26 protein-coding genes and 1 pseudogene are annotated in these 25,838 nt (G+C 66.8%); 13 read left to right on the top strand and 14 right to left on the bottom strand.

The window, feature by feature from the left end; translation table 11 throughout:
- Together EG885_RS17605 and EG885_RS17600 are read left to right on the top strand one after the other, a co-directional pair.
- Window positions 1–475 (top strand): esterase-like activity of phytase family protein (locus tag EG885_RS17605; RefSeq protein WP_207392318.1); only part of this gene is annotated, 475 nt, incomplete at its 5' end.
- 98 nt (window positions 476–573) lie between these two features.
- The gene (locus EG885_RS17600; protein ID WP_131577131.1) at window positions 574–1,176 is read left to right on the top strand and encodes a queuosine precursor transporter; all 603 of its coding nucleotides are present in this window, start codon (window positions 574–576) and stop codon (window positions 1,174–1,176) included.
- A gap of 356 nt (window positions 1,177–1,532) precedes the next feature.
- Here EG885_RS17600 and EG885_RS17595 read toward each other — a convergent pair whose 3' ends face one another.
- Together EG885_RS17595 and EG885_RS17590 are read right to left on the bottom strand one after the other, a co-directional pair.
- On the bottom strand, window positions 1,533–3,287 hold the full coding sequence (locus EG885_RS17595) for an L-lactate permease (RefSeq protein WP_131577129.1): 1,755 nt from the start codon (window positions 3,285–3,287) through the stop codon (window positions 1,533–1,535).
- Window positions 3,288–3,397: 110 nt separating this feature from the next.
- Window positions 3,398–4,579, bottom strand: coding sequence for an acetyl-CoA C-acyltransferase family protein (locus tag EG885_RS17590; RefSeq protein WP_131577127.1), 1,182 nt, complete (start codon window positions 4,577–4,579; stop codon window positions 3,398–3,400).
- Window positions 4,580–4,710: 131 nt separating this feature from the next.
- Here EG885_RS17590 and EG885_RS17585 point away from each other — a divergent pair, with 131 nt between their 5' ends.
- From EG885_RS17585 to EG885_RS17575, 3 genes are all read left to right on the top strand, one after another.
- Window positions 4,711–5,106 (top strand): winged helix-turn-helix domain-containing protein, encoded by a 396-nt coding sequence (locus EG885_RS17585; RefSeq protein ID WP_131577125.1) that lies wholly within the window; start codon window positions 4,711–4,713, stop codon window positions 5,104–5,106.
- Between the two features lie 160 nt (window positions 5,107–5,266).
- Window positions 5,267–5,851 (top strand): transglycosylase SLT domain-containing protein, encoded by a 585-nt coding sequence (locus EG885_RS17580; RefSeq protein ID WP_131577123.1) that lies wholly within the window; start codon window positions 5,267–5,269, stop codon window positions 5,849–5,851.
- A gap of 72 nt (window positions 5,852–5,923) precedes the next feature.
- Window positions 5,924–6,511 (top strand): glutathione S-transferase family protein, encoded by a 588-nt coding sequence (locus EG885_RS17575; RefSeq protein WP_131577121.1) that lies wholly within the window; start codon window positions 5,924–5,926, stop codon window positions 6,509–6,511.
- Window positions 6,512–6,517: 6 nt separating this feature from the next.
- Here the strand turns inward: EG885_RS17575 and EG885_RS17570 are convergent, their stop codons facing one another.
- The 5 genes from EG885_RS17570 to EG885_RS17550 form a co-directional block, all read right to left on the bottom strand.
- On the bottom strand, window positions 6,518–7,672 hold the full coding sequence (locus tag EG885_RS17570; protein ID WP_131577137.1) for a TIGR03862 family flavoprotein: 1,155 nt from the start codon (window positions 7,670–7,672) through the stop codon (window positions 6,518–6,520).
- A 53-nt stretch (window positions 7,673–7,725) separates the two neighbouring features.
- Complete coding sequence (gene holA, locus EG885_RS17565; protein ID WP_131577119.1) at window positions 7,726–8,754, bottom strand: DNA polymerase III subunit delta; 1,029 nt, start codon at window positions 8,752–8,754, stop codon at window positions 7,726–7,728.
- Between the two features lie 4 nt (window positions 8,755–8,758).
- Window positions 8,759–9,253, bottom strand: a complete 495-nt coding sequence (gene lptE / locus EG885_RS17560) for an LPS assembly lipoprotein LptE (RefSeq protein WP_131577117.1) — start codon at window positions 9,251–9,253, stop codon at window positions 8,759–8,761.
- Window positions 9,240–11,780, bottom strand: coding sequence for a leucine--tRNA ligase (gene leuS, locus EG885_RS17555; RefSeq protein WP_131577115.1), 2,541 nt, complete (start codon window positions 11,778–11,780; stop codon window positions 9,240–9,242). Before leuS ends, lptE begins: the two co-directional genes overlap by 14 nt.
- Window positions 11,781–11,960: 180 nt before the next feature.
- A complete protein-coding gene (locus EG885_RS17550) occupies window positions 11,961–12,440 on the bottom strand; it encodes a DUF3576 domain-containing protein (RefSeq protein WP_131577113.1) in 480 nt (159 codons plus the stop codon).
- 278 nt (window positions 12,441–12,718) lie between these two features.
- Here EG885_RS17550 and EG885_RS17545 point away from each other — a divergent pair, with 278 nt between their 5' ends.
- Both EG885_RS17545 and EG885_RS17540 read left to right on the top strand, forming a co-directional pair.
- On the top strand, window positions 12,719–13,720 hold the full coding sequence (locus EG885_RS17545) for a porin (protein ID WP_131577111.1): 1,002 nt from the start codon (window positions 12,719–12,721) through the stop codon (window positions 13,718–13,720).
- 72 nt (window positions 13,721–13,792) lie between these two features.
- Window positions 13,793–14,446, top strand: coding sequence for a YggS family pyridoxal phosphate-dependent enzyme (locus EG885_RS17540; protein ID WP_131577109.1), 654 nt, complete (start codon window positions 13,793–13,795; stop codon window positions 14,444–14,446).
- Here EG885_RS17540 and EG885_RS17535 read toward each other — a convergent pair.
- Together EG885_RS17535 and ribA are read right to left on the bottom strand one after the other, a co-directional pair.
- Entirely contained in the window at window positions 14,443–14,958 is a 516-nt protein-coding gene (locus EG885_RS17535; protein WP_131577135.1) for a L,D-transpeptidase family protein, read from the bottom strand. The two genes, EG885_RS17540 and EG885_RS17535, sit on opposite strands and share 4 nt — an antisense overlap.
- Before the next feature lie 5 nt (window positions 14,959–14,963).
- Window positions 14,964–16,022, bottom strand: coding sequence for a GTP cyclohydrolase II (gene ribA / locus EG885_RS17530; RefSeq protein ID WP_131577106.1), 1,059 nt, complete (start codon window positions 16,020–16,022; stop codon window positions 14,964–14,966).
- A gap of 135 nt (window positions 16,023–16,157) precedes the next feature.
- Here ribA and EG885_RS17525 point away from each other — a divergent pair, with 135 nt between their 5' ends.
- Entirely contained in the window at window positions 16,158–16,844 is a 687-nt protein-coding gene (locus EG885_RS17525) for a response regulator transcription factor (protein ID WP_131577103.1), read from the top strand.
- A 171-nt stretch (window positions 16,845–17,015) separates the two neighbouring features.
- Here the strand turns inward: EG885_RS17525 and EG885_RS17520 are convergent, their stop codons facing one another.
- Window positions 17,016–17,990, bottom strand: coding sequence for a glutathione S-transferase family protein (locus tag EG885_RS17520; protein ID WP_131577100.1), 975 nt, complete (start codon window positions 17,988–17,990; stop codon window positions 17,016–17,018).
- A 239-nt stretch (window positions 17,991–18,229) separates the two neighbouring features.
- Here EG885_RS17520 and EG885_RS17515 point away from each other — a divergent pair, with 239 nt between their 5' ends.
- The 5 genes from EG885_RS17515 to EG885_RS17495 all read left to right on the top strand — a co-directional run bounded on the left by EG885_RS17515 (window position 18,230) and on the right by EG885_RS17495 (window position 21,714).
- Complete coding sequence (locus tag EG885_RS17515; protein WP_131577097.1) at window positions 18,230–19,015, top strand: exodeoxyribonuclease III; 786 nt, start codon at window positions 18,230–18,232, stop codon at window positions 19,013–19,015.
- Between the two features lie 116 nt (window positions 19,016–19,131).
- Window positions 19,132–20,037 (top strand): tetratricopeptide repeat protein, encoded by a 906-nt coding sequence (locus tag EG885_RS17510; RefSeq protein ID WP_379107545.1) that lies wholly within the window; start codon window positions 19,132–19,134, stop codon window positions 20,035–20,037.
- A 5-nt stretch (window positions 20,038–20,042) separates the two neighbouring features.
- Complete coding sequence (locus tag EG885_RS17505; protein ID WP_131577090.1) at window positions 20,043–20,669, top strand: LON peptidase substrate-binding domain-containing protein; 627 nt, start codon at window positions 20,043–20,045, stop codon at window positions 20,667–20,669.
- A 113-nt stretch (window positions 20,670–20,782) separates the two neighbouring features.
- Window positions 20,783–20,953: a Trm112 family protein gene (locus EG885_RS17500; RefSeq protein ID WP_131577133.1), complete on the top strand. Its 171-nt coding sequence runs from the start codon at window positions 20,783–20,785 to the stop codon at window positions 20,951–20,953.
- 38 nt (window positions 20,954–20,991) lie between these two features.
- Window positions 20,992–21,714: a rhomboid family intramembrane serine protease gene (locus EG885_RS17495; RefSeq protein ID WP_131577087.1), complete on the top strand. Its 723-nt coding sequence runs from the start codon at window positions 20,992–20,994 to the stop codon at window positions 21,712–21,714.
- 40 nt (window positions 21,715–21,754) lie between these two features.
- Here the strand turns inward: EG885_RS17495 and EG885_RS17490 are convergent, their stop codons facing one another.
- The 4 genes and pseudogenes from EG885_RS17490 to EG885_RS17475 all read right to left on the bottom strand — a co-directional run.
- A complete protein-coding gene (locus tag EG885_RS17490; RefSeq protein WP_131577084.1) occupies window positions 21,755–22,387 on the bottom strand; it encodes a LysE family translocator in 633 nt (210 codons plus the stop codon).
- 177 nt (window positions 22,388–22,564) lie between these two features.
- A complete protein-coding gene (amaB, locus tag EG885_RS17485; RefSeq protein WP_131577081.1) occupies window positions 22,565–24,082 on the bottom strand; it encodes an L-piperidine-6-carboxylate dehydrogenase in 1,518 nt (505 codons plus the stop codon).
- Between the two features lie 92 nt (window positions 24,083–24,174).
- Window positions 24,175–25,452, bottom strand: coding sequence for an NAD(P)/FAD-dependent oxidoreductase (locus tag EG885_RS17480; protein ID WP_131577079.1), 1,278 nt, complete (start codon window positions 25,450–25,452; stop codon window positions 24,175–24,177).
- 275 nt (window positions 25,453–25,727) lie between these two features.
- Window positions 25,728–25,838, bottom strand: a pseudogene (locus tag EG885_RS17475) (IS5/IS1182 family transposase); the annotation flags it as partial.

Genomic DNA, 25,838 nt, shown 5'->3' with positions numbered 1-25,838 from the left:
GCCCGGCATGGGCCAGAACAGCGGGCTGGAGGCGCTGGCCATCCGCGATGACGGGCTGATCGTCGCCGTGCCCGAACGATCTGCCAATGAATCCACGCCCTTTACCGTTCTGGCCTTTGACGGCGCGTGGTCGGACTATGCGCAGATCCGCCGCGATCCGCGCTGGCTGGCGGTGGGGGCGGATTTCGGCCCCGATGGCTGGTTCTATCTTCTGGAACGCGACTTTCGCGGCATTCTGGGCTTTGCCACGCGGGTGCGGCGGATGCAGTTGACCCCCGGCGTGCTGCAAGATGACGAAATCCTGCTGGAAACCAGTCCGCTGCAATATGACAATCTGGAAGGCATTTCGGTCTGGCATGACGGGACGGGCATCCGCATCACGATGATCTCGGACGACAACTTCCTATTTCTGCAACGGACCGAGATCGTGGAATACCGCCTGCGCGACACCGACCTGCAGGCGCAGCAGAATTGACAAGCGGCCCTGCGCGGGCGTAAGGCCCCGTTGCCCCGCGTGTGCCTCACGCGACGGGGCCGAGTTTCTCCGCAACCTTGTCAAAACGGACCTGACCGATGACCCGCTTTCTGCCCGGCATCCTTGCCATGGCCGCCATCGTGCTGGCCTCGAACATCCTTGTGCAATTCACCGTGGCCACCTGGCTGACCTGGGGGGCCTTCACCTATCCGCTGGCCTTTCTGGTCACCGATGTGATGAACCGCGTCTATGGCGCGCCCGCCGCGCGGCGGGTGGTGCTGGCGGGTTTCATCACGGGCGTGCTGTGGTCGCTGGTCGCGGCCGGGCTGGAGGCGACGACGCTGCGCATCGCCATCGCCTCGGGCACGGCGTTTCTGGTGGCACAGATGGCCGATGTGGCGATTTTCGATGCACTGCGCGCGGGACGCTGGTGGCGGGCGCCGCTGGTGTCGACGCTGGTCGGATCGGTGCTGGATACAGTGCTGTTCTTTGGCATCGCCTTTGCCGCTTTCCTGCCCGCCGACGCCAATACAGGCTGGGCGAATGAGGCGGTCCCGCTGCTGGGTCAGGGGCCGCTCGGGCCGTTGTGGATGTCGCTGGCCCTTGCCGACTGGATGGTCAAACTGTCGTTGGCCCTACTGGCCCTTGTGCCATTCCGGATAATTGTCCGCAATTTGTTGCGCCGCACTGCGGAAAGCTGATTGACAGAATCTGTATCTGTGTCAGCCTGAGTTCATACAGCAATCTTTTGAAAGGAGGTGGTCCAGTGTCTAGAGTGATAGTGGAGAGACGTTTCGGAACAGTCGGGGGGACCGTAGCCTGAGGGCAGCCCCAAAGGCTTCATACCCTGGTTGGGACCGGATGCAGATCCGCCCCTAACCGGACCATCTCCTTGGATCTCGCGGGCCGCCTTTTGCTGGGCGGCCCGTTCCTGTTGCAGGACTGCGCTTCCGCCTGGTTGCAGCCTGGGGACAGACCTTGCCACCCTTTCGGACCGCAGGTGGACATGCAAAAGGGGCGGCCCGCGCGGGGCCGCCCCTTTGCCGATCAAGCGCCCTCAGGCCGTGGCGCGGCCCCGGTTGGCCCGCATCGCGCCCAGCACGACCGCGGCCCAGACCAGCGCCGCCGCCCACCACAGACCGCCGCCGATCAGCGCCATGCCGATCAGGCCCGCCTGCACCACATAATAGGCCATGGTGATCAGCGTCTTGCGGATGATGTCGCCCTCGCGGTCGGTCAGGCCGACAACAGCGGATGCGGCGACCACGTTATGCACGCAGACCATGTTGCCCGCCGCACCGCCGACCGCCTGCAGCACCACGACCGTGGTGATGCCCGCCAGATCCAGCCCGATGCCCTGCCCAGCCGAGAACTGGAACAGCGAGAACATCATGTTCGACACCGTGTTCGACCCCGCGATAAAGGCGCCAAGCGCCCCCACGATCGGCGCGAACAGCGGCCATGATGCGCCGGTCGCCGCCGCCATCCCCTCGGCCAGGGTGATGGGCATCGACGCCATCCCCTCGGACCCCGAATTGATGAAGACCTGCACCATCGGCACCGCCAGCAACAGCGCCGGCGCCGCCGACAGCATCGTGCGGCCCGAAATGGCCCAGGCCCGCCCGTAATCGCGCCCGCGCATCCGGAACAGCGCGACCGAGATCAACGAGGCGATGATCATCACCGTGCCCGGCGAATAGGCGAACTGCGCCGTCGCATTGATCCCCGACCCGAACAGATCGCGCAATGCGATGGTCGTGTCCGGTCCGGTCAGCCAGGCCTTGAGCGGCGCGATGGTCCGCGTCAGCACCAGCAGCGCCGCGACGATGACATAGGGCATCCACGCGGTCAGCAGCCCGATCTGCCGGTCGCCCGGCCCCAGATCGGCCTGATCAGGTTCAAGCTGACCCTGCCAGCCATCCTCCCATTGCGCGCGGGGCGGAAAATCAAAGCTGTCCTTGGGCAAAAACCAGCCCGCCCGCGCGGCGGGAACGACGATCATCAGACCGATCAGACCGCCCAGCAGGGACGGGAATTCCGGCCCCAGCACGCGGGCCACGGCCAGATAGGGCAGCGTGAAGGCCAGCCCGGCAAAGATCGCGAATTTCCACGCCCGGAACCCTTCCGCAAAACTGCGGCTGGACCCGAAGAACCGCGTCAGCATCCCCACCATCATCAGCGGGATCAGCACGCCGACCAGCGCATGCACCAGCGCCACCTGCGCGGCGACGACCGGGACATAGTCGGCGATCGTCATGGGCGAGATCGCGGCCTCCACCTCGGGGCTGTTCGACAGGCCGGTGGTGATGCCGACCAGCATCGGCGTGCCCACCGCGCCAAAGGACACCGGCGTCGACTGGATGATCAGCGTCACCATGACCGCCGCCATCGCCGGAAAGCCGATGGCCAGCAGCAAAGGCGCTGCCACGGCGGCAGGCGTGCCGAACCCCGAGGCCCCCTCGATCATTGATCCGAACATCCAGGCGATGATGATCGCCTGAATGCGCCGGTCGGGCGAGATGTCGGTAAAGCCGCGCCGGATCGCCCGGATCGCCCCGGATTCCTGCACCGTATACAGCAGCAGGATCGCGCCAAAGACGATGTAGAGCAGCGTGACCGCCGTCACCAGCCCGTTGACCGTGGCCCCCGCGACCCGCGCCAGCGGTGCCCCCCACAACACCAGCGCCAGCAGCGCCGTCACGACATAGGCCGCCATCATCGACAGCTTGGCCGACCGCCGCATGACGACCAGCAGAACAAAGACCACCACGACCGGCAAGGCCGCAGCAATGAACAGAACTCCCTGTGACACCCCGTCTCCTCCTCGTTTTGTCCAGACCAGTCGGGCCGGGATCGGGGCGGAACGCAAGGGGAAACCGGTCCGCAAACCGGACCGGCGGCGAAACCAAGACTTTCGTCGGATCAGTCGCGCCGGATCGCGATGGCGATTCCCTGCCCGCCGCCGATGCACATGGTGATCAGCGCGGTGCGGGTGCCGGTCCGTTCCAGCTCGGCCAGGGCCTTGACGATCAGGATCGCGCCGGTCGCGCCGACCGGATGGCCAAGGGCGATGGCCCCGCCATTGGGGTTCACGCGCGCCGGGTCCATCCCCAGTTCCTTGTTGACCGCCAGAGCCTGCGCGGCAAAGGCCTCGTTCGATTCGATCACGTCGAAATCGCCGATGCTCAGACCTGTGCGGGCCATCAGCGCCTGCACGGCGGGAACCGGGCCGATGCCCATCACCTCGGGGCGCACGCCCGCCAGGGCATAGCCCAAGATCCGCGCCCGGGGGGTCAGCCCGGCGGCTTGCGCGGCATCCGCCCGCGCCAGAACCAGCGCGGCGGCGCCGTCATTGATGCCGCTGGCATTGCCCGCCGTCACGCTGCCGCCCTTGCGAAACACGGCGCGCAGGGCGGCCAGTTTTTCGGGGCTTGTTTCCTTGGGGTGCTCGTCGGTATCGAACAGCGCCATGCCCTTGCGGGCCTTGACCTCGATGGGCACGATCTGGTCGCGGAAATGCCCCGCCGCGATGGCCGCCGCCGCGCGCCGCTGCGATTCCATCGCGAAAGCGTCCTGATCCTCTCGCGAGATGTCATGTTCGGCGGCGACATTTTCCGCCGTGACGCCCATATGGCCGGTGCCCATCGGGCAGGTCAGCGCCCCGGTCATCATGTCCAGCATGGTCACATCGCCCATCTTCGCCCCGAAGCGCGCCTGCGGAACGATGTAAGGCGCCCGGCTCATGCTTTCCGCGCCGCCGGCTATGGCAAAATCGGCATCCCCCAGCATCAGCGCCTGCGCGGCCGAGACGATGGCCTGCGCCCCCGATCCACACAACCGGTTGACGTTCATCGCGGGCGTGGTGTGGGGGATGCCCGCATCCAGCATCGCCACGCGGCTCAGATACATGTCGCGCGGCTCGGTGTTCAGCACATGGCCAAAGACGACCTGCCCGATGCGGTCGGGCGCCAGACCCGCGCGATCCAGCGCGGCGCGGGTCACAAGCGCCGCCAGCGCGGTGGGCGGGATCGCGGCAAGGCTGCCGCCAAAGGTGCCGATGGCGGTGCGGGCGCCGGACAGGATGACGATATCGGTTGCGGACATGGTGGGCCTCCTCTTGCCTGTCGGTCACGATAGGCCCGGGCGCGCGTCCCGCAACCCTGCCGTCGCGGCAAATTGCAGCCCGGACGACAAGGCGCTATGCTCGACAGGAATAACGAAAGACGAGGCACGGCATGACCCCCCCCGCGACCAGCCCCCGGCTGCGCATCAAGCTGCGGCTGGAATATGATTCGCCCCTGATCCTGGGGCCGGGCAAGGCCGAACTGCTGGCCCGGATCGCGCGCTTGGGCTCGATCTCGGCCGCCGCGCGCGAGATGGGAATGAGCTACAAGCGCGCCTGGACGCTGGTCGAAGAGATGAACATCGCCTTTGCCCTGCCGGTGATCGACAGCGCGCGCGGCGGACCGGGCGGCGGCGGCGCGCGGGTGACCGAGACCGGCCAGCAGGTGCTGACCCATTACCGCGCGCTGGAGGCGCTGCTGCTGGAGGCGGGGGCGGGCGATCTGCAGGCGTTGAACGCCCTGTTGCGGCCCGAGGGCGCCGACCGGACGGATGGCGCGGACGGCTGAGGTGGGATGCCTCCGGCGGGGATATTTCAGGACCGAAGGAGGCCCTGCGCCGGGGCTGGTCGGCAAGGTTGCGCCCGCGCCTTCGGCATTGTGATTTCACCGGCGCGTGATTTCCCCTATGATCGCTGCAAAACCCCAGAACGAGCAGAACGAGGGTAGGATGAACAGGCTTTTGAAACTGGCCATCGTGGGGCTGGTCGCGTCCTGCGGCGGTGGCGGCAATTACAGCGCGCCGCGTCAGCTGGACAATGCATGCGCCATCGCCGCCGAACGACCCGCCTATCTGCGCGCCATGCGGCAGACCGAGCGGAAATGGGGCGTGCCGGTGCATGTGCAGATGGCGACCATGTACCAGGAATCGAAATTCATCGGCGATGCCCGCACCCCGCATCAATACGCGCTTGGGGTCATTCCCATCGGACGGCAAAGCAGCGCCTTTGGCTATTCTCAGGCTTTGGACGGCACCTGGGAGGAATATCAGCGCAACTCCGGCAACCGCCGGGCGCAGCGTGACAACATCCGCGATGCGACCGATTTCATGGGCTGGTACATGCATGGCAGCCAGCAACAGCTGGGCCTGTCGAAAGGCGACGCCGCGTCGCAATATCTGGCCTATCACGAGGGGCGGGGCGGCTTTCGCAGCGGCAGCTATCGCCAGAAAAGCTGGCTGATGCGGGTGGCGGGGCAGGTCAATGCCCGGTCCGAGATGTATCGCCAGCAGCTGGTGGCCTGCCGCCGCGCCTGAGCCGCTTGACGACGCCCGCTTGACGGGGCCGCAACACTGGGGCCTTCTGTCCGATCAAGGCAGGAGGCCCCCATGTATCGCGTGATCGGACCCGTCAATTCTCGCGCATTCCGCGTGCTCTGGATGCTGGAAGAGCTGGGGCTTGGCTATGATCACATCCCCGCCAATCCGCAAAGCGAGGGCGTGGCCCAGTTCAACCCGGCGGGCAAGGTGCCGGTGCTGATCGATGACGGCACCCCGATCACCGATTCGACCGCGATCCTGACCTATCTGGCGGATCGCCATGGCGATCTGACCCATCCGGCGGGCACCCTGGACCGGGCGCGTCAGGACAGCCTGACCCAGTTCCTGCTGGACGAATTCGACGCCGCCCTGTGGCTGGCCGCGCGCCACAGCTTCATCCTGCCCGAGGAATTACGACTGGCCGCCATCAAGAACAGCCTGCGGTGGGAATTCGAGGCCAGCCAGAAGACGCTGATCCACCGCATGTCCGACGGCCCCTTCCTGTTGGGCGACCGGATGACCGTGCCCGACGTGATCCTGACGCATTGTCTGGACTGGGCGCTGATCGCGCGCTTTCCGGTGACCCAGCACCGGCTGTCGGACTATCTGGACCGGATGCGCCTGCGCCCGGCCTATGCGCGGACCGCCGCCCTGTGACAGACCTCAGGCCAGCTGCAGGGCCGCCGCCTGTCCCGCCCGGCGACCGGTCGCCAGACAGGTGGTCAGCAGATAGCCACCCGTCGGCGCCTCCCAGTCCAGCATCTCGCCAGCGGCAAAGACGCCCGGCCAGGCGCGCAGCTCCAGATCCGGGGTCAGCGCCCCGGCCTGGATTCCGCCTGCCGAGGAAATCGCCCGATCCAGCCCCATCGGGCCGTCATGGCGGACAGGCAGCGCCTTGGCCCGCGCCGCCCATCCGGCGGGATCACGCGGCAAAGGCTGGCCCCATTCCAGCAGCAGCGCGACCTTGACCGGATCGCCGATCACCCGGCGCAGCCAGTTCCCCAGACTCAGCCGACCGCGCGGCTGCGCGAACCGCGCGGCCAGCGCCCCCGGCGCCAGATCCGGCGCCAGATCGACCTCGGCCACCGCCCCGTCGCGGATCGCCGCCGCCACAGCATAGATACCGCCGCCCTCGATCCCTCCGGCGCCGATCACCCATTCGCCGCGACTGACCTGCCCGCCCGCGCGGATCGCCGTGCCCTTGACCGCCGCACCGAACATCCGCGCCATCGGCCCCGACCACGCGACCCGCAACCCCATATTCGCAGGCCGGAACGGCGCCACGTCCACCCCGGCCCCGGCCAGCACCGGCATCCAGGCCCCGTCCGAACCGAGCCGAGGCCAGCTGGCCCCGCCAAGCGCCAGCACGGTGACGCGCGGCCGCACGACCCGCGCCCCCTCGGGCGTCGCAAAAGCGAACCCGTCCTCCACCCCGACCCACCGCCAGCGGCTGCGCAACTGGACCCCGCCGCCCTGCAACCGCGCCAGCCAAGCCCGCAACAGGGGCGAGGCCTTCATCCCCACCGGAAACACTCGGCCCGTCGAGCCGGTGAACAGCGTGACCCCCAACCCTTCGGCCCAGTCCATCACCGCCTCGGGCCCGAATGCGCCTGCATTGGTCCATAAATATCCCCGGGGGTCCGGGGGCAGGCAGCCCCCGGTCCCGCCCGCGATCACGCGGGCAAACTCGGGCAAGGGCTGGACGCGGGTCAGGTTCAGCCCGGATTTTCCCGCCATCAGGAATTTGCGGGCGGGCGTCGGCATCGCCTCGGCCACCACCACCCGGCGCCCCGGTGCCATCAGCATCTCGGCCGCCATCAGACCGGCAGGGCCTGCGCCAATGACCAGCGCATCGACGACCTCGGGCTCGCTCACCGCCGCCCCCGGGGCTTCATCGCCAGCCGCAGCAATGCGCGTTCCACCAGCGCCATCTGCGGCGCGCGGCTGGCCGATCGCAGCGTCATGTCGGTCGCCAGCAGGGCCGAGACCGCCTCTTCCAGCGGCCCCATCCCCCAGGCCTGCGCCTGCCGCGCCATCCGGTCCCGGCGCGGCCCGAAGACCGGGGGCCGCGCGCGCGCCAGCGCCACGCCCGGCCCCGCCGGATCGGCGGCGGCCAGATGCAGCGCCCGGAAATGGCGCAGGGCCTGAATGCACAGCGTGACGGGCGCGATCCCCTGCTGATCCACCCGGCGCATCAGCGGGCCGAAATCGGCCTCGCGGCGTTCGGCCACGGCGTGGATCAGCTCGTCCAGATCGGCCTCGATGGTGGCGGGGGCCAGCAGGGCGATTTCCTCGACCGTCAGGGGCGCGGGATCGCCATGCTTGTACAGGCCGATCTTTTCGACCGTCTGGCGCAGATCCCCCGGGTCCAGCGCCCGCGACAGGATCATCATCTCGCGCAGCGATGCGGGCGGCACCTCGCGCAGACCGGCATCCGCCAGCCAGCGGGCAACCTCGTCCTCGGACGGCGGATCGTCATAGATGGGGGCGGTCACCGCCTGCCCATGCGTCTCGAACAGCTTGCGCAGGGCCGAGCCTTTGGACAGCGCCGCCGCCGTCACCAGGATCACCGCATCGCCCTGCCGCCAGTCGCTCAGCGCATTGCGGATCGCGTCGGTGGCCAGATCGGGCGTATCCTCGACCAGCACGACGCGGGGGCCGGGAAAGAAGCCCACCTCGCGCACCGCGTCGATCAGCTGGGCGGGGTCTTTCTTCAGGCCTGCGCCGCTCATCCGGGTCAGGCGCATTTCCTCGTCTGCCGTCTCGCCGACCAGCGCGCGGACCGCCTCGGCGCGCTTCAGCGCTACCCGCATCGCATCCTGCCCGTGGATCAGCAGCCCCGGCCGCGAGGGGTCGGGGCGGGCCAGATAGCGCGCGATCTCGGCCCCTTTCAGCAGCACGGCGTCAGTCCGGCAGGCCGGAGGCTGCGGCCAGCAGCCGCGTCACCACCTGATCGGCCAGCATCAGGGCCAGCCGCTCGCGCGCATCGCCCTCGGCCGCCAAAGTCGAGATGGTCGTGCCGGTCGTGGAATACGAGGTAAAGCTGCTGACCCGCCCCTGCGCCACCACCGCGCCATCGGGCCCGGTCAGCGCGAAATCGGCGGTGCCGTTCAGCGAATAGCGGGTCGTCACCTCGTCGGGGGTGATCGCTTGCGCCACCGCGCCCGCCGTGATGCGGTAATCCAGATCATAGGTCGCATCCGCCTCGGGGCCCAAGCGTTCGGCCAGACGGCGGTTGAAGATGAAATCGATCGGCGTGTCCGGGTCGCGCGGGCGGACCTTGCCGAACAATTTCCCGCCGCCGCCCCCCGGACCATAGACCGGGGTCAGCCCGCAGGCCGCCAGCCCAAGGGTCGCCAGCACCCCCAGCAGGATGGCGCGGCGGCTATGCGACGACATTGATGATCCGCCCCGGCACCACGATCAGCTTTTTCACCGCCGCCCCCTCGAGGAACCGCAGCACCGTTTCATCCGCCAGCACCAGCGCCTCGATATCGGCCTTGGGCATGTCCTTGGGCACGGTGATCTCGGCCCGGCGCTTGCCGTTGATCTGGATGGGCAGGGTCACACTGTCATCCTCCAGCAGGGTCGGGTCCGCCTTGGGCCAGCCTGCATCGACGACCATGCCCTGCCCGCCCGATTTCGACCAGACCTCTTCGGCCAGATGCGGCACCATCGGCGCCATCAGCTGCGCCATGATCCGCAACACGGCGCGACGCGCCTCGCCGCCCGCGCCGGATTTGCCGACCGCATTGGCCAGCTCGTACAGTTTCGCGACGGCTTTGTTGAAGGCAAACCCCTCGATCGCCCTGGTGATATCGGCGATCGCGCGATGGGCGGCGCGGGTCAGATCGGGATCGTCGCCCCCCGCCTCGGGTGCCTCATCGGCCAGTCGGAAGACCCGCGACAGGAACTTGAACGCCGCCTCGGCCCCGGCCGAGGTCCATTCCACGTCCCGCTCCGGGGGGCTATCCGACAGCATGAACCAGCGCGCGGTATCGGCGCCGAAGCTGTCGACGATATTGACCGGATCGACGACGTTCTTCTTGGATTTCGACATCTTGGCCGAGGGGATGACCGTCACCGCCCGCCCATCGGCCAGCTTTCCGTCGATCACATCCTCGGGCAGGTGGTAGACCGGGCGGTCCCGCGCGTCGCGGGTCACATAAATCTCGTGCGTCACCATCCCCTGCGTGAACAGCGCATCGAAGGGCTCTTTCGCAGCTTCCGGCAGATGACCCGTCTTGACCATCGCCCGCGCAAAGAACCGCGAATACAGCAGGTGCAAAATCGCGTGTTCGATGCCGCCGATATACTGGTCGACATTCATCCAGTAATCCGCATCGGCCCGGTCCGTCGGCGTGGCGGCTTGGGGCGCGGTAAAGCGGGCGTAATACCACGACGAATCCACGAAGGTGTCCATCGTGTCGGTTTCGCGCCGCGCGGGGCCACCGCATGTCGGGCACAGCGCCTGGCGCCATGTCGGATGGCGGTCCAGCGGATTGCCGGGCACGTCGAAACTCACGTCCTGCGGCAGCAGCACCGGCAGGTTCGCCTTGGCCTCGGGGACCGTGCCGCAAGCATCGCAATGCAGGACCGGGATCGGGCAACCCCAATAGCGCTGGCGCGAAATCCCCCAGTCCCGCAGGCGGAATTTGGTGACGCCCTTGCCCCAGCCCTGCGTTTCCGCATGGGTGATGGCGGCGGCCACGGCAGCCTCGCCGGTCTGATCCGGCACGCTCGAAAAGCCGCGCACATAGGTCACGGGTTCCGATTTCATCGGCACGAAAGGCGCATCCGCCACCAGCGCATCGGCGGCGGCGGTATCCATGCCCGGCTGACCAAAGGTCGCGCGGATCGGCAGGTCGTATTTCAGCGCGAATTCATGATCTCGTTCGTCATGGGCCGGGCTGCCAAAGATCGCGCCAGTGCCGTAATCCATCAGCACGAAATTCGCGATCCAGACCGGCAGATGCCAGCCCGCATCCAGCGGATGGGTTACCGTCAGCCCGGTGTCGAAGCCCAGCTTGGGCGCGGTCTCGATGGCCTCTTCGGTGGTGCCGATCTTGCGGCACTCCTCAATGAAGGCGGCGATCTCGGGGCGCGACGCGGCCAGTTCGCGCACCAGCGGATGATCGGGCGACAGCGCGACAAAGCTGGCCCCCATCAGCGTGTCGGGGCGGGTGGTATAGACCTCGATCGCGTCATGCCCCTCGGGGGCATCGGCGGTGGCAAAGCTGAACTGCAGCCCGCGCGACTTGCCGATCCAGTTGGCCTGCATCAGCCGCACCTTTTCGGGCCAGCCCTTGAGATCGTCCAACGCCCCCAACAGCTCGTCCGAATAATCCGAGATGCGGAAGAACCATTGCGTCAGCTCGCGCCGTTCGACCGCAGCGCCCGACCGCCAGCCCTTGCCGTCGATCACCTGCTCATTGGCCAGAACGGTCATGTCGACCGGATCCCAGTTCACCTGCGCCGATTTGCGGGTGATCAACCCGGCCTCCAGCATGTCCAGAAACAGCGCCTGCTGCTGCGCCACATAAGAGTCGTCGCAGGTGGCGAATTCGCGGCTCCAGTCGATGGACAGGCCAAGCGGCTTCAGCTGGTCGCGCATCGTGGCGATATTGGCATAGGTCCAGTCGCGCGGATGGCCGCCCTGTTCCATCGCGGCATTCTCGGCGGGCATGCCGAAGGCGTCCCAGCCCATCGGATGCAGCACCGAAAACCCCTGCGCGCGCTTGAACCGCGCCACCACGTCGCCCATCGTGTAATTGCGCACATGGCCCATATGGATGCGCCCCGACGGATAGGGAAACATCTCGAGCACATAGTATTTGGGGCGTTCGTCGCGGATGGCGGTAAAGCTGCCGGCATCGGCCCAGGCCATCTGCCAGCGGGCTTCGCTTGTCGCGGGATCATAGGGCATGGGAAACCTCGGGCGTCATGCGTTGCCCGCAGGGTCTATACGCCCCGCATGGGCGGGTCCAGAGCAAGGCCGCGTCCGGGGCGCGCGTCCGGCACCTTCAGCAGGCGCGCTTCGGCAGGCGGGCGCCCGGAAAGACGCCCGGCCTTTCAAGGACGCCAAATCTTCAAAGACGGCAGCTCCTTAAAGACGGCCGTCCTGAATGCGCAGCTGGCGGGCGCGGGTCAGGATCGCATCCTCGACCGCGCGGGCGGTGCCGGGTTCGACCGCCGCGCCGCCGGGGCCCTGCAGCGACAGGCGCAGGCTGCGCGCGTCAAGGGCCGGATCGCTGATCTGGATCGTCGCGCGATAGGACCGCCCGCCGCCCGGAGGCGTGCCATAGCCGGTCTGAATCACCCCGGTGAACGGATCGATCGTCTGCACCGGCAGGAAATTCAGCACCTGAAGACTGGCATTCCACAGGTATTTGTTCACGCCCACCGACTGGTTGGGATTCTCGGACCCGGTGAACAGATCCTGGATCCGGCTGGAACGCACTTCGGGACGCATGTCCGAACCCTGATCGGGCGCCGAGCGTTCGGTCCGCCCCGAATTTCCGCAGGCCGCCAGCCCCGCACACAACGTCGTGGCGATGATCAGGCGCGCGGCGCTTGCATAGGTCATCCTGTCCCCCGGAGGTCTTTCGTCGGGCCAAGCAATAGCCCGGATCGCGCCGGTGAAACAAGCGGTTTGGACAACGGCCCCGCCCCGGCAGGCGAGAGCCGGCCCTGCCCCGGCGCTGCTGCACGAACAGGTGTGGCGCAAGTGCATCACGGAATTGGGCAAAGAAATCATGCGGCAACTGATTCCGTTGCATCACAATCGCGAAAAGGTGACACCAATCGCATACCCAAGGCGGGGCCTCCGGCTTGGGCATCAGAGAGACAAGAGGGAACACCACCATGAAAAAGGCACTCATCGCCTCCACCGCGCTGGTCCTGACCGCCGGCGTCGCCGCCGCCGATGTCACCATTTCGGGCTACGGCCGTACCGGCGTCCAGTACTATGAAAATACCGCTGCTGATGACGCCGATGGCCTGAACGAAAGCCAGATCATCTCGCGCCTGCGGATGAACATCGACGCCTCCACCTCGACCGATCAGGGGATCGATTTCGGTGCACGTTTCCGTATGCAGTGGGATCAAAACTCCGGATCGCGCGGTCGGCAGGCAGAACTGAACGCCGGCGTCATCTACATCACCGCCAGCGGCCTGACCGTCTCGATCGGCAACGTCGGCAACGCCTATGATGACCTGAGCGTCGTGTTCGGTTCGGAGCTGGGCTCGTATGACACCAGCGTCGGCGCCGTCAATGGCAACATCTTTGCCTACAATACTGGTCCCTATGGCAGCCTCACCGAGGCCAGCCAGAACCGCTCGGGCGTCGCTGCCAAGTACGAGATCGCCGATTTCACCGTGCGTGCGTCCTATATCGACCCCGACCAGTCGGGCCTGGACGAGTTCGGCGCCGGTGAAGCCAACGAGGAAGAGTACGCTCTTTCGGTGGCATACACCTGGAACGACCGTCTGGATCTGGAAGCGGCCTACGTCACCAACGGCGCTGGCTTTGAAGACAACGACATCTGGTATGTCGGCGGCCGCTATGCCGTCATGGACAATGCCAATGTTGGCGTGACCTATGTCTCGACGGACGATTACCTCAACGGTACGACCGACATTGAAGGTGGCGACACCATCCTGCTGTTCGGCGACTATACGCTGGCCGATGGCATGACCAACATCGAAGCCTTTGTCGGCAACAACAACGCCGACGGCAACGAAACCGACAACGCATTCGGCGTCGGCGTCAACTACGACCTGGGCGGCGCACGTCTTGGTGCTTCGCTGCAGCGCGACTATGACGAGCGTGTGTACGCCGACATGGGCGTTCGCTTCGACTTCTGATCTGTCAGATCACATCGTCTTTTGGAAAGAGCGGGCCTTGCGCCCGCTCTTTTCTTTTTGTCAGGTTGGGCCATGGGACTGGATGACATCACCCGCCGCGTGCATGCGGCCGAAATCAAAGCCGGGCGCGCGCCGGGCAGCGTGACCCTGATCGCGGTCAGCAAATTGCAGCCGCCCGAGCGGGTCGAGGCCGTTCTGGCGCAGGGCCACACCGTCTTTGGCGAGAATTACGTGCAGGAGGCGCAGGGCAAATGGCCCGGCTGGAGAGCCGCCCATCCCGACGTCTTGGTCCACATGATCGGGCCGCTGCAATCGAACAAGGCCCGCGCCGCGGTGCAGCTGTTCGACGCAATTCACACGCTGGATCGTGTCACGCTGGCCCGCAAGCTGGCGGCGCAGATCGCCGAACAGGGCCGCCGCCCGCAGATCTTCGTTCAGGTCAACACCGGCGACGAGCCGCAAAAGGCGGGCATTCTGGCCGATGAGTTGCCGGGCTTTCTGGCGCTCTGCGCCGAGCTGGAACTGACCCCCGAGGGGTTGATGTGCATCCCGCCCGAGGATCAGGATCCCATCCCGCATTTCCGCCTGCTGCGCGGGCTGGCCGAGGCGCATGGACTGTCCGGCCTGTCGATGGGGATGAGCGCGGATTTCGAGGCGGCGATCGCCGAAGGCGCGACGCATGTGCGGATCGGTTCCGCGATCTTCGGCGCGCGGGCTGTCGGCTAGGCCGGATTTTCTGGATATTTGAGTGAAGAAGAAGCCGGGATGCTGAGCGTCGTTCCCGGCCTTGCGCGGCGGGCCAGCCAGATCAGGTCGCGGCGGGACAGAGCGATGCAGCCTTCGGTTCCATAGCCGGGGCGGCGCCATTGGTGCAAAAAGATGGCCGAACCGGCGCCGGGCGTGGCGCGGGGCCAGTTCCAGTCGGTGGTCAGGATCAGATCGTAAAGCGGATCGGCGCGGCGCAGTTTTTCGTGGCTGGCGGCCAGCGGGGCGCGGCTGTGGTGGTTGTAGAACGGGTGGGTCGGGTCGTCGCACCACAGATCGCCCGGCCCGATGCCCCGCGCCCAAGGGGCCGGGCGGGCCAGCCGGTCGGGGCGGTACCACAGGCCGGTGATGCGGTGCAGGCCCGTGGGTGTGGCGTGGTCGCCCTCGCGCTTGGTGGTGGTGATCCCGGCGCGGCCGATGCTGCAGGGCAGGGGGCGTCCGAAGGCGCGCAGGCCCTGCGGGGTCAGAACCAAACCGGTCACAGCAGATGGCCCGATTTTTCGGCCTTGGTGTCCAGATAGCCGGTATTGTGGCGGTTGCGCGCCACGATCAGCGGCACCCGGTCCGGCACCGCGATGCCATGGGCCTGCATCATCGTCACCTTGCGCGGATTGTTGGTCATCAGCCGCACCGCCGCGAAGCCCAAGCGCCGCAACAGCGCGGCGCCGATGCGGAAATCGCGTTCGTCGTCCTCGAATCCAAGGCGGTGGTTGGCCTCGACGGTGTCGAAGCCCTGATTTTGCAGGTCATAGGCGCGCATCTTGTTGGCAAGGCCGATGCCCCGCCCCTCTTGGTTCAGATAGAGCAGCACCCCGGACCCGGCCTGACCCATCGCGGTCAGGGCCGCCTGCAGCTGCGGGCCGCAATCGCATTTCAGGCTGCCCAGCACGTCGCCGGTAAAGCAGGCCGAATGCAGGCGGGCCAGAACCGGGGCGTCACGGGGCGGATCGCCGATCTCGATGGCGTAATGTTCCTCGCCGCCGTCATCGGGGCGAAAGACGTGCAGGCGCGACCGTTCGGCGGACATCAGCGGCAGCCGGGCGGCGGCGACCGGGATCATCGCAGCCTCGGCCGCCAGCTGGACCAGCGCAGGGCCGGGGGGCAGATGCGTCAGCCCATCAGGCGCAGGGGCGGCGACGACCAGCATCGCGGGCAGCAGCTGGGCCGATTTCGCCAGCGCCAATGCGGCGCGATGGGCGTCGACCGCACCGCCACGGGCGCTGGTCAGGGGGCCTTTCAGCGGCGTCATCAGATCGCCCGCCGGATCGGCCAGCGCGCGCAGCCAGGCCAGATCCGCATCCGGCGGCAGGATCACCCGCGCCAGATCGCCGTCATAGGCGCGCGCGCGCAGCGTGCCCGCGCGCCGGTCGGTCAGCGCCAGAACCCCCGGCCCAAGCGCGCGCAGATCGGCCAGACGGGCGGGCGACAGGGTCTCGACCGCCGCTGCCAGATGGTCGCCGATGGCCACCGGCAGGCCCATGCGCAGGTCGGCGCGGGCGCGGGCAATCGTCTCGGACAGGGTCGGGATCAGGCTCATGAGGTCACGCCGGTTTGAAACAGTCTGAAACATAGCGCACCAATCCGACAACTCCATGTGAGAAATCGCACATGAGGCTGGACGGACGGGACCGCAGCCCTCACCTCATTACGCAATGATGCAAAGGAGGCAAGCATGGCCGGACTGAAGAAGATCCTGCTGGTCGATGACGAGGAAGACCTGCGCGAGGCGCTGGCCGAACAACTTGTCGCGACCGACGATTTCGACGTGACCGAGGCTGGCAGCGGCGCCGGGGCGGTCGAGGCCACCAAGAACGCCATCTTCGATCTGGTGGTGCTGGATGTGGGCCTGCCCGACACCGACGGGCGCGAGCTGTGCAAGAAGCTGCGCAAGCTGAACGTCAAATGCCCCATCGTGATGCTGACCGGGCACGACACCGATGCCGACACCATTCTGGGGCTGGATGCGGGCGCGAACGATTACGTCACCAAGCCGTTCAAGTTTCCGGTCCTGCTGGCCCGTCTGCGCGCGCAGCTGCGCACGCATGAACAGTCCGAGGATGCGATCTTTCAGCTGGGGCCGTATACGTTCAAGCCCTCGATGAAGATGCTGATCGACGTCAAGGACCGCAAGATCCGCCTGACGGAAAAGGAAACCAACATCCTGAAATTCCTGTATCGCGCACAGGATGGGGTGGTGGCCCGAGACGTGCTGCTACACGAGGTCTGGGGATACAATGCGGGGGTCACGACCCACACGCTGGAAACCCACATCTATCGCCTGCGCCAGAAGATCGAGCCCGATCCCTCGAATGCGCGGCTGCTGGTGACGGAATCGGGCGGCTATCGTCTGGTCGCCTGAGGCGCTTTCGGCAGGTTTCTGCGCAACCGAAAATCGCGGGAACCGGGCCGGGAGTGCGGCGTTTTGATACCGAAGCCCAGTGGTCGGCGGATGCGGCCACACCCCTCCCTCTCTGATGCCCCGGCGCGCCCTCCGCGCCGGGGTCTTTTTTTGCGCGCGTGGCGCCCGGTTTCAGCCCCGCCCGTGCGGCGCGGTCCAGTCGATCTGGGGACCGATGGGGATGATCCGGTTCGGGTTGATCATGTCATGGCTGAAATAATAGTGCCGGATGTAATGGTCGGGATGCACCGTCGCGGCCACGCCCGGCCTTTGATACAGTTCGCGCGCCCAGCCCCACAGGTTCGGATAATCGGTGATCATGTGGCGGTTGCATTTGAAATGCGTGTGATAGACCGCATCGAAGCGCGCGATGGTGGTGAACAGCCGCCAGTCGGCCTCGGTCAGGGTCGCGCCGGTCAGATAGCGGTTCCGGGCCAGCAGCCCCTCGATCCAGTCGAGGCTGTCGAACAGCGGCCCGACCGCCTTGTCATAAGCCTGCTGGCTGGTCGCGAAACCGGCCTTGTAGACGCCGTTGTTGACCGTGTCATAGACCCGGTCGTTGACCGCATCGATGTCGGACCGCAGCGCCTGCGGGTAATAATCGTCGGTATTGCCGGTGATGCCGTCAAAGGCTGCATTGAACATGCGGATGATATCGGCGCTTTCATTCGACACGATCTGTCCGGTCTGGCGGTCCCACAGCACCGGCACCGTCACCCGGCCCGAGGTATCGGGCTTGGCCCGCAGATAGACCTCGCGCAGGTAGTCCAGCCCGAACTGGCGGTCGCCGGTCGCGCCCTCGAAATCGGTGCGGAACTCCCACCCGTCCTTCAGCATGTCGGGATGGACGACCGACACGTCGATATGATCGTTCAACCCCTTCAGGGCGCGAAAGATCATCGTGCGATGCGCCCAGGGACAGGCATGGCTGACATACAGGTGATAGCGCCCGCTTTCGGCCCTGAACCCGGCCGTGCCCGTGGGGCCCGCGCTGCCGTCGGCCGTGACCCAGTTGCGGAACTTGGAGGTGTCGCGCCGGAACTCTCCGTCGGTGCTGTCGGTGTCGTACCATTTGTCCTGCCAGACGCCGTTGACCAGTTGACCCATGTCGTTTCCTTTCCGTGATCCCGGGGCCAACGGGGCTGGCCGGGGGTTGTTCCCCCCGTCACCGGCCTGCTGGCGCCGCATGTCTGCCTGTTGAATACCCGCATTGCCCGTCAGGCAAGCCCGGCCACCCCCCTGCCCGCGCACAGTCTGTGCCTGCCATGTGCACATCGGCTGCGGCCCCGGCGCTCGACACATCGGGGCGGCTTGGTTAGGGTCCGCCGCGAAAAGGAGCCCGCGTCATGTTCACCATCGCCACCTGGAACATCAATTCGATCCGCCTGCGCGAGGGGCTGGTCGCCCGGTTCCTGCAAGAGGAAAGCCCCGACATCCTGTGCCTGCAGGAATGCAAGGCGCCGGTCGACAAGATCCCGCTGACCCGCTTTGCCGAACTGGGATACACCCATATCGTGGCGCGCGGACAAAAGGGCTATAACGGCGTCGCCATCCTGTCCCGGCTGCCGCTGGAGGATGCGGGCGACCGCGATTATGCGGCCCTTGGCCATGCGCGCCATGTCGCGGCCCGGCTGGAAAACGGCGTGGTGATCCACAATATGTATATCCCGGCGGGCGGCGACATTCCCGACCGTCAGGTGAACCTGAAATTCGGCCAAAAGCTGGATTTCCTGACCGAGATGCGCGACGTGTTCCACGCCGACCGGCCCGAACGCTCGATCCTTGTGGGCGACCTGAACATCGCCCCGCGCGAGGATGACGTCTGGTCGCACAAGCAATTGCTGAAGATCGTCAGCCACACCCCGGTCGAGATCGAGCATCTGCTGGCCGCTCAGGATGCCGGGGGATGGGTCGATGTGACGCGGCAGGACATCCCCTCGGGGCTGCTTTACAGCTGGTGGAGCTATCGTGCCAAGGACTGGGACGCGGCCGACAAGGGGCGGCGTCTGGACCACATCTGGGCCACCCCCGACATCGCCAGTGCCGCCCATGGCAGCCGCATCCTGCGCCCGGTGCGCGGATGGGAGGGGCCAAGCGACCATGTCCCGGTGCTGGCCAGCTTTGATCTGTAGTCCGGGGCCGGGCCTGTGACGAACGGTGGCGCATTCCGCCCTTTTGTTCGTCCGCCCGACCCCCCATATTGGGCAGAACCGCCTTCAACCCAAGCGATCCGGGGCCAAAGATGACCATGCTTTTCGACGGGGCCCAAGCGCCCAAGACTGACGAATTCATCAAGGACGTGACCGAGGCGACCTTCATGGCCGAGGTGGTGGAAGCCTCGATGGAGGTGCCGGTCATCGTCGATTTCTGGGCGCCGTGGTGCGGCCCCTGCAAGACGCTTGGCCCCGCGCTGGAGGCCGAGGTCGCCCGCCACAAGGGCCGTGTGCGCATGGCCAAGGTCGATGTGGACCAGAACCAGATGATCGCCGGGCAGCTGCGCGTCCAGTCGATCCCGGCGGTCTTCGCCTTCTTCAAGGGTCAGCCGGTCGATGCCTTTCAGGGCGCCCTGCCCGCCAGCCAGATCAAGCAGTTCGTCGACAAGCTGGTCGCTTTGTCCGGCGATGACGGCGGTCTGGCCGAGGCGATCGCCGCCGCCGAACAGATGATCGAGGATGGCGAGGCCGCCGATGCGGTCGAGACCTTTACCGCCATCATCGGCGAAATGCCCGAAAGCGCCGATGCCTGGGGCGGCCTGATCCGCGCCCATCTGGCGGCGGGGGATGCCGCCGCCGCCGCCTCGACCCTGCAGCAGGTGCCCGGCCCCATCGCAGGCGCGGGGCCCGTCGAGGCCGCCCGCGCGCAGTTGCAGCTGGCCCAGCAGGCCGCCACAGCAGGCCCGCTGGACGATCTGCAAGCCCGGGTCGAGGCTGATCCGACCGACCAGCAGGCGCGTCTGGAATACGCTCAGGCCCTGCACGCGGCGGGCCAGCTGGAAGCGGCGATCGACATCCTGCTGGACAGTTTCCGCCGCGACCGCGACTGGAACGACGGTGCCGCAAAGGCTCAGCTGATCACGATCTTTGACAGCCTCAAGCCCGGCGATCCGATCGGGCAGAAGGGTCGTCGCCGTCTGTCCTCGCTGATCTTCGCCTGAGCGTCATGGTGCGTCGTTTCGATCTGCCCAACCGCATCCCCCTGTTCCCGTTGCCGGGCGCCGTGCTGATGCCGCGCGCCCGCATCCCGCTGCATCTGTTCGAGCCGCGCTATCTACAGATGCTGGAAGACGCGCTGAAGACCGACCATCGCCTGATCGGCATGATCCAGCCCGAGGGCGACGGTCTGTCGGCCATCGGCTGCGCGGGGCGCGTGGTGGCGTTTTCGGAAACCGATGACGGGCGGATGATGATCTCGCTTGGGGCCGTGTCGCGGTTCCGGCTGCTGGAAACCTTCGACGGATTCGCCCCCTATCTGCAAGCCGAGGTCGACTGGACATCCTTTGCCCGCGATCTGGGCGGGGCGGAACAGGATCCCGGCCTTGACCGCAAGGCACTGTTTGCGCTGCTGGGCCGCTATATGGAAACCCATGACCTGTCCACGGACTGGGAGGCTGCCGAAGGCGCCGAGGACGAACTGTTGATCAATTCGCTGTCGATGATGCTGCCGTTCACGCCCGGCGACAAACAGGCGCTGCTGGAATCCCCCAGCCTGTCGGACCGGCGCGAATTGCTGGTCGGGCTGGTCGAGTTTGCCCTGCACGGCGGCGAAAACGAGGAGAGACTGCAATGACCGGCCCCACAATCCCGGACCTGCCGCCATCTGGCCAACCCTTGTCGGGCCTGCCCGCAGCCGATCTGCCCGCAGCCGATGTGCCAGCCGGTCCTGCGGCCTTCGACCGCCATATGCTGGAATCGCTGGTCTGCCCGGTGACCCACAGCGTGCTGCATTACGATGCCGCAGCGCAGGAGCTGGTGTCGCGCGCGGCGGGGCTGGCCTTTCCGATCCGCTCGGGCATCCCGATCATGCTGATCGACGAGGCCCGCCAGATCCGCGCCGATGACACGCGCGGATAAGGCCGCGGACGGACCGTCGCGGATGGTGCGGCCTTTGCATGGATGACCCCGCGCGCCCCGTGGCGATCCCCCATGTCGACCGCCGCACCCCCGCCCCAGACCTGACCCGCGACAGGGCGCCAAAGTCCCCGCTCCCCGGTCAAGGCCCCCTGCATCTGCCCCTGTGGCTGCGGGTGGTCATCGTCTTGTGCTGCCTGACCGAGGCGGCCCTGCTGGCAGGCCCGCTTGTTGGCTTTGGCGGCGCACGGTCGGCAGCCTTCATTCTGGGCGGCTTCTGGTCGCCGCTGCTGGAAGGGGTTCCGGGCCTTTACCCCGGGCAGGCCTGGGTCATGTTTCTCAGCTATGGCCTGTTGCATGCGGGGCTGCTGCATCTGGCGATGAACCTGATCTCACTGGCCGCGGTGGGCCGGGAACTGGGTCGGTTGATCGGGCCGGGCCAGATGGCGCTGGTCTATCTGGCCAGCCAGATCGGCGCGGCACTGGTCTTTGCGGCGATGCAGCCGGGGGCGGGGCCGATGGTCGGCGCCTCGGGCGCGGTCTTCGGGCTGGCGGGCGCGCTGGTCGGGCATGCCGCGATCACGCTGCGCCGCCGCCGCCGGTCGATGACGCCCCTGGTCCGCGCCGTGGGGCTGATCCTGGGGTTGAACATCGCGCTGACCCTGCTGATGCCGTCGATCGCATGGGAGGCGCATCTGGGCGGCGCCGCGACCGGCCTGATCCTTGGCGTGATCATGGCCCTGACCCGGGGCCGTCGGCGCTAGGGCCCGCGCCTGTCGGTGGGCCGGCTGATGACGGCTCCCGTCAGCGACGCGCCTCGGTCATCATCCGCACGGCCAGTGCGGTCAGGACCGTCCCCATCAGCCAACGCTGCACGACGATCCAGCCGGGACGCCGCGCCAGAAACACGGCGATGCTGCCCGACGCGATCACGATGGCTGCATTGACGCTGACGCTGACACCGATCTGCGTGACGCCCAGCATGATGGATTGTCCAAGCACGCTGCCATGGCCGGGGCTGATGAACTGTGGCAGCAGCGACAGATACATCACTGCGATCTTGGGGTTCAGCAGGTTGGTCATCAACCCCATCACGAACAGCTTGCGGGGTCCGTCTTCCGGCAGATCGCGGATCTGGAAGGGCGAGCGTCCACCGGGTTTGACCGCCTGCCACGCGAGGTAAAGCAGATAGACCGCACCCGCCAGCCGCAGCGCGTCATAGGCAAAGGGAACGGCCATGACAAAGGCCGTGATCCCAAAGGCGGCGCAGAGCATATAGACGACAAAGCCCGCCACGACCCCGCACAGCGACACAAGCCCGGCCGCACGCCCCTGACAGATCGATCGCGAGATCAGATAGACCATGTTCGGGCCGGGGGTCAGCACCATCCCCAGGGAAATGGCGGCAAAGCCAAGCAGGCTGGCAAGATCGGGCATGATCGGTTCCTGTCAAAGATGGTCCGTCCAGCATCAGCCAGAACTCTGCCCCGATGGCAACGCCAACCGGCACCCTTGGCGTGGGAACGCCATCGGCGGCATCATTCTTGTGCAGCGCAGGGCAGGCGGCGGGTCGAGCCGCCCGCTGGCGCCCGCCGCCGATGGTCAGTCCGACTGTCAGATATCGAAGACGACGCCCTGTGCCAGCGGCAGGTCGCGCGAATAATTGATCGTGTTGGTGGCGCGCCGCATATAGGCCTTCCACGCGTCCGAGCCGCTTTCGCGCCCTCCGCCGGTTTCCTTTTCGCCGCCGAAGGCCCCGCCGATCTCGGCGCCCGAGGTGCCGATATTGACGTTGGCGATGCCGCAATCCGACCCTGCCGCCGACAGGAAGATCTCGCTTTCGCGCAGGTCGGTGGTGAAGATCGACGACGACAGCCCCGCACCGACCGCGTTGTGCTGGTCGATGACGTCGTCGAAATCGCCGTATCGCATGACGTACAGGATCGGGGCAAAGGTCTCGGTCAGGACCGGGCCGGTCTGGCACGGCATCTCGACCAGCGCCGGTTGGACATAATAGGCCGTGTCGGGCGCGGCATCCGGCACACGGCTGCCGCCATGGACGGTGCCGCCCGCTGCCTTTGCGGCGTGCAGGGCATCGCGCATTCCCTCGAAGGCCTGCCTGTCGATCAGCGGGCCGACCAGCGCCTGCGTCGTCAGCGGATTGCCGACGGTGACCGAGCCATAGGCCTTGATCAACCCGGGCACCAGCTGGTCATAGACGCTGTCATGCACGAACAGGCGACGCATCGTGGTGCAGCGCTGCCCCGCCGTCCCCATCGCGCCAAAGGCGATGGCCCGCAGCGCCATGTCCAGATCGGCCGAGGGGCAGACGATGCCCGCGTTGTTTCCGCCCAGTTCCAGGATCGAACGGCCAAAGCGCGCCGCGACCCGCGGCCCCACCTGCCGGCCCATCCGGGTCGATCCGGTGGCCGACACCAAAGCGACGCGGGGATCATCGACCAGCGCGCCGCCGGTTCCCGGCCCGCCGATGATCACCTGACTGAGGGCGTCGGGCGCATCGCCGAAACGGGTCAGGGCCCGGTCAAGGATGGCCTGGCAGGCCAGCGCCGTCAGCGGGGTCTTTTCCGATGGCTTCCAGACGACCGGATTGCCGCAGACCAGCGCCAGCGCGGCATTCCACGACCAGACCGCGACCGGAAAGTTGAAGGCCGAAATGACGCCCACGACCCCAAGCGGATGCCAGGTCTCCATCATCCGGTGGCCGGGGCGTTCGGTGGCGATGGTCAGGCCGTAAAGCTGGCGCGACAGGCCGACGGCAAAATCGCAGATGTCGATCATCTCCTGCACCTCGCCCGCGCCTTCCGAAGGGCTTTTGCCCGCCTCGATCGACACGAGGCGGCCCAGATCGTCCTTTGCCGCACGCAATTCCTCGCCTAGGACGCGGACCAGTTCGCCCCGGCGCGGCGCGGGCACGTTGCGCCAGATGCGAAAGGCCGCAGCGGCCCGGTCGATGGCCGCCGTCACCGCCGGCCCGTCATGTTCGGGCAGCGTGGCGATCTGTTCGCCGGTGACGGGCGAAAAGCTGGCCAGCGTCCCGCCCGTGTAAAGCGCCCGGTCGATGCCAAGGCGGGTCAGAACGTCCTGCGTGTCGGTGGCAATGCTGTCGGTCATGTCAGGTTCCTTTGTGTTCCGGTCCGGCATCGTCAACAGGCATGGTCCGGTGTGGTCATGTGGTCAGGGTGGTCGGGCATCAGGATGCCCATCTAGCGTCGCGCGTCGATGACATGAAAGGCCTGCGCCCCCGCCTCATAGCAGGCGCTGCGCAGGGTTCGACATGCCGCGGATTGCGGAACCGTGGGCTGCAGGGGCAGCGGCGCATCGTCGCCCAGCAACCAGCCTGCCAGACAGCGGCCAAAGGCCGTGCCGGGCGCGATCCCGCGTCCGTTATATCCGCAAAAGCTGACCACCCCGTCCGCCAGCTGGTGAAAGCGGGGCAGGCTGTCCCGGGTCATGCCGATGGTGCCATACCACCCGGATTCGAATGCGACGGGACCGATCTGCGGAAAAATCCGCTGCATCGCCCGCCGTGCCCAGTGTTGATGGATCGTCCGCCCGCCATGTCTGAGCGCGCCCACCGAACCAAAGACCAATCGGTTCCGGCGATCCAGCCGGAACGAGGTCATGATCTTGCGCGTGTCCCAGACCCCTTCGCGCCCGGGCAGAAGCGCCCCGAGAACGCTGTCCGGCAAGGGCGCGGTGGCGAAATTGAAATACGGCAGAAAGATCTGTTGCGTGCGAATGTCAGGCATCAGGTTGCGGGTATAGGCATCCGTCGCGAACACGACCTTGCGCGCCGTGACCGCGCCCTGGGGGGTGCTGACGCGCCATCCGCCGCGACAGGGCTCCAGACCGGTGGCGGGCGAGCCGGTGAAAAGGCGCGCCCCCTGCCCGATGGCGGCTTGCGCCAGCCCCCGGGCATAGGCCAGCGGCTGAATCGTTCCGGCCCGCATGTCCAGAAGCGCGCCGTGATAGCGCGACGATCCAAGCCTTCCGGCCGTTTCGCTGCGATCCAGACGGTGCACGGGCGCACCGCGCCGCGACCATTGGTCGTGACGCTGGTTCAGTTCGGCAAGCCCGGCCTGATCGGCTGCGACGTGAAGGGTTCCTGCGCGGGTTGCGTCACAGTCGATGCCGTAACGCGCGATGATGTCCCAGACATGGGCCGGTCCGTCACCCAGAAAGGCGATCAGACGTTCCCCCCGCTCTGGTCCCAGGGCATCGACCAGCGTGTCGGGCATCACCCACATGCCCGCATTGACCAGACCGACATTGCGTCCGGCCCCCCCGAACCCGATCTCGACCGCCTCCAGCAGGGTGACGTCGGCGCCACGCTCGGCCAGATGCAGGGCCGTCGAAAGGCCGGTATAGCCGCCGCCGATCACCACCACCTGGGCCACGACCCCGGTGGTCAGTGGCGTGGTGGAGGGCGCGGCGGGAGCGGTCGTTTCCCAAAGCCCGTGGCTGAGCGGGTCGCCCTGCAATTGACCAGCCTTTCGTGTTGCATGCGTCAGCTTCCGCCAACTGTTCCCGTTCCCGCCGGCAACAGCAAGCCGCAACCGGCGTGAGCCCGCCAGTTATCACCGGTATGGGTCATCATCGCGTTAGCGTAGCCAGTCGAAGACCACACGAAAGCGGGTCCGGTAGAGCATCCGCAACTCAGATGAGATGCAGCGGAAATTGCAATTGGAGGCATCAGCCCTCGCCTTTACCGGAACAGCCCTGATTACGTTCAGATAGGGGTTGCTAGGGTCAGGATTCATAACCAATAGATGACGGTTGCTGCGAGGGCGATGGCCGAGAGGAAGATCTTCGGACATCTGTCATATCGCGTTGCCACGCGCCTCCAATCCTTGAGCCTGCCGAACAT

Origin of the sequence: Paracoccus nototheniae, from assembly GCF_004335005.1 — a bacterium.
Classification (GTDB): Bacteria; Pseudomonadota; Alphaproteobacteria; order Rhodobacterales; family Rhodobacteraceae; genus Paracoccus; species Paracoccus nototheniae.
Note: the sequence above shows the minus strand (reverse complement) of the source record. Positions and strands in the feature narration are given on the sequence as shown.

Coding starts and splice junctions, on each gene's coding strand:
- EG885_RS17600 (WP_131577131.1), top strand. CDS start 574: ATGACCCGCTTTCTGCCCGGCATCCTTGCCATGGCCGCCATCGTGCTG.
- EG885_RS17590 (WP_131577127.1), bottom strand. CDS start 4,579: ATGTCCGCAACCGATATCGTCATCCTGTCCGGCGCCCGCACCGCCATC.
- EG885_RS17585 (WP_131577125.1), top strand. CDS start 4,711: ATGACCCCCCCCGCGACCAGCCCCCGGCTGCGCATCAAGCTGCGGCTG.
- EG885_RS17580 (WP_131577123.1), top strand. CDS start 5,267: ATGAACAGGCTTTTGAAACTGGCCATCGTGGGGCTGGTCGCGTCCTGC.
- EG885_RS17575 (WP_131577121.1), top strand. CDS start 5,924: ATGTATCGCGTGATCGGACCCGTCAATTCTCGCGCATTCCGCGTGCTC.
- EG885_RS17570 (WP_131577137.1), bottom strand. CDS start 7,672: ATGGCGGCCGAGATGCTGATGGCACCGGGGCGCCGGGTGGTGGTGGCC.
- lptE (WP_131577117.1), bottom strand. CDS start 9,253: ATGTCGTCGCATAGCCGCCGCGCCATCCTGCTGGGGGTGCTGGCGACC.
- leuS (WP_131577115.1), bottom strand. CDS start 11,780: ATGCCCTATGATCCCGCGACAAGCGAAGCCCGCTGGCAGATGGCCTGG.
- EG885_RS17550 (WP_131577113.1), bottom strand. CDS start 12,440: ATGACCTATGCAAGCGCCGCGCGCCTGATCATCGCCACGACGTTGTGT.
- EG885_RS17545 (WP_131577111.1), top strand. CDS start 12,719: ATGAAAAAGGCACTCATCGCCTCCACCGCGCTGGTCCTGACCGCCGGC.
- EG885_RS17540 (WP_131577109.1), top strand. CDS start 13,793: ATGGGACTGGATGACATCACCCGCCGCGTGCATGCGGCCGAAATCAAA.
- ribA (WP_131577106.1), bottom strand. CDS start 16,022: ATGAGCCTGATCCCGACCCTGTCCGAGACGATTGCCCGCGCCCGCGCC.
- EG885_RS17525 (WP_131577103.1), top strand. CDS start 16,158: ATGGCCGGACTGAAGAAGATCCTGCTGGTCGATGACGAGGAAGACCTG.
- EG885_RS17520 (WP_131577100.1), bottom strand. CDS start 17,990: ATGGGTCAACTGGTCAACGGCGTCTGGCAGGACAAATGGTACGACACC.
- EG885_RS17515 (WP_131577097.1), top strand. CDS start 18,230: ATGTTCACCATCGCCACCTGGAACATCAATTCGATCCGCCTGCGCGAG.
- EG885_RS17510 (WP_379107545.1), top strand. CDS start 19,132: ATGCTTTTCGACGGGGCCCAAGCGCCCAAGACTGACGAATTCATCAAG.
- EG885_RS17505 (WP_131577090.1), top strand. CDS start 20,043: ATGGTGCGTCGTTTCGATCTGCCCAACCGCATCCCCCTGTTCCCGTTG.
- EG885_RS17500 (WP_131577133.1), top strand. CDS start 20,783: ATGCTGGAATCGCTGGTCTGCCCGGTGACCCACAGCGTGCTGCATTAC.
- EG885_RS17495 (WP_131577087.1), top strand. CDS start 20,992: ATGGATGACCCCGCGCGCCCCGTGGCGATCCCCCATGTCGACCGCCGC.
- EG885_RS17490 (WP_131577084.1), bottom strand. CDS start 22,387: ATGCCCGATCTTGCCAGCCTGCTTGGCTTTGCCGCCATTTCCCTGGGG.
- amaB (WP_131577081.1), bottom strand. CDS start 24,082: ATGACCGACAGCATTGCCACCGACACGCAGGACGTTCTGACCCGCCTT.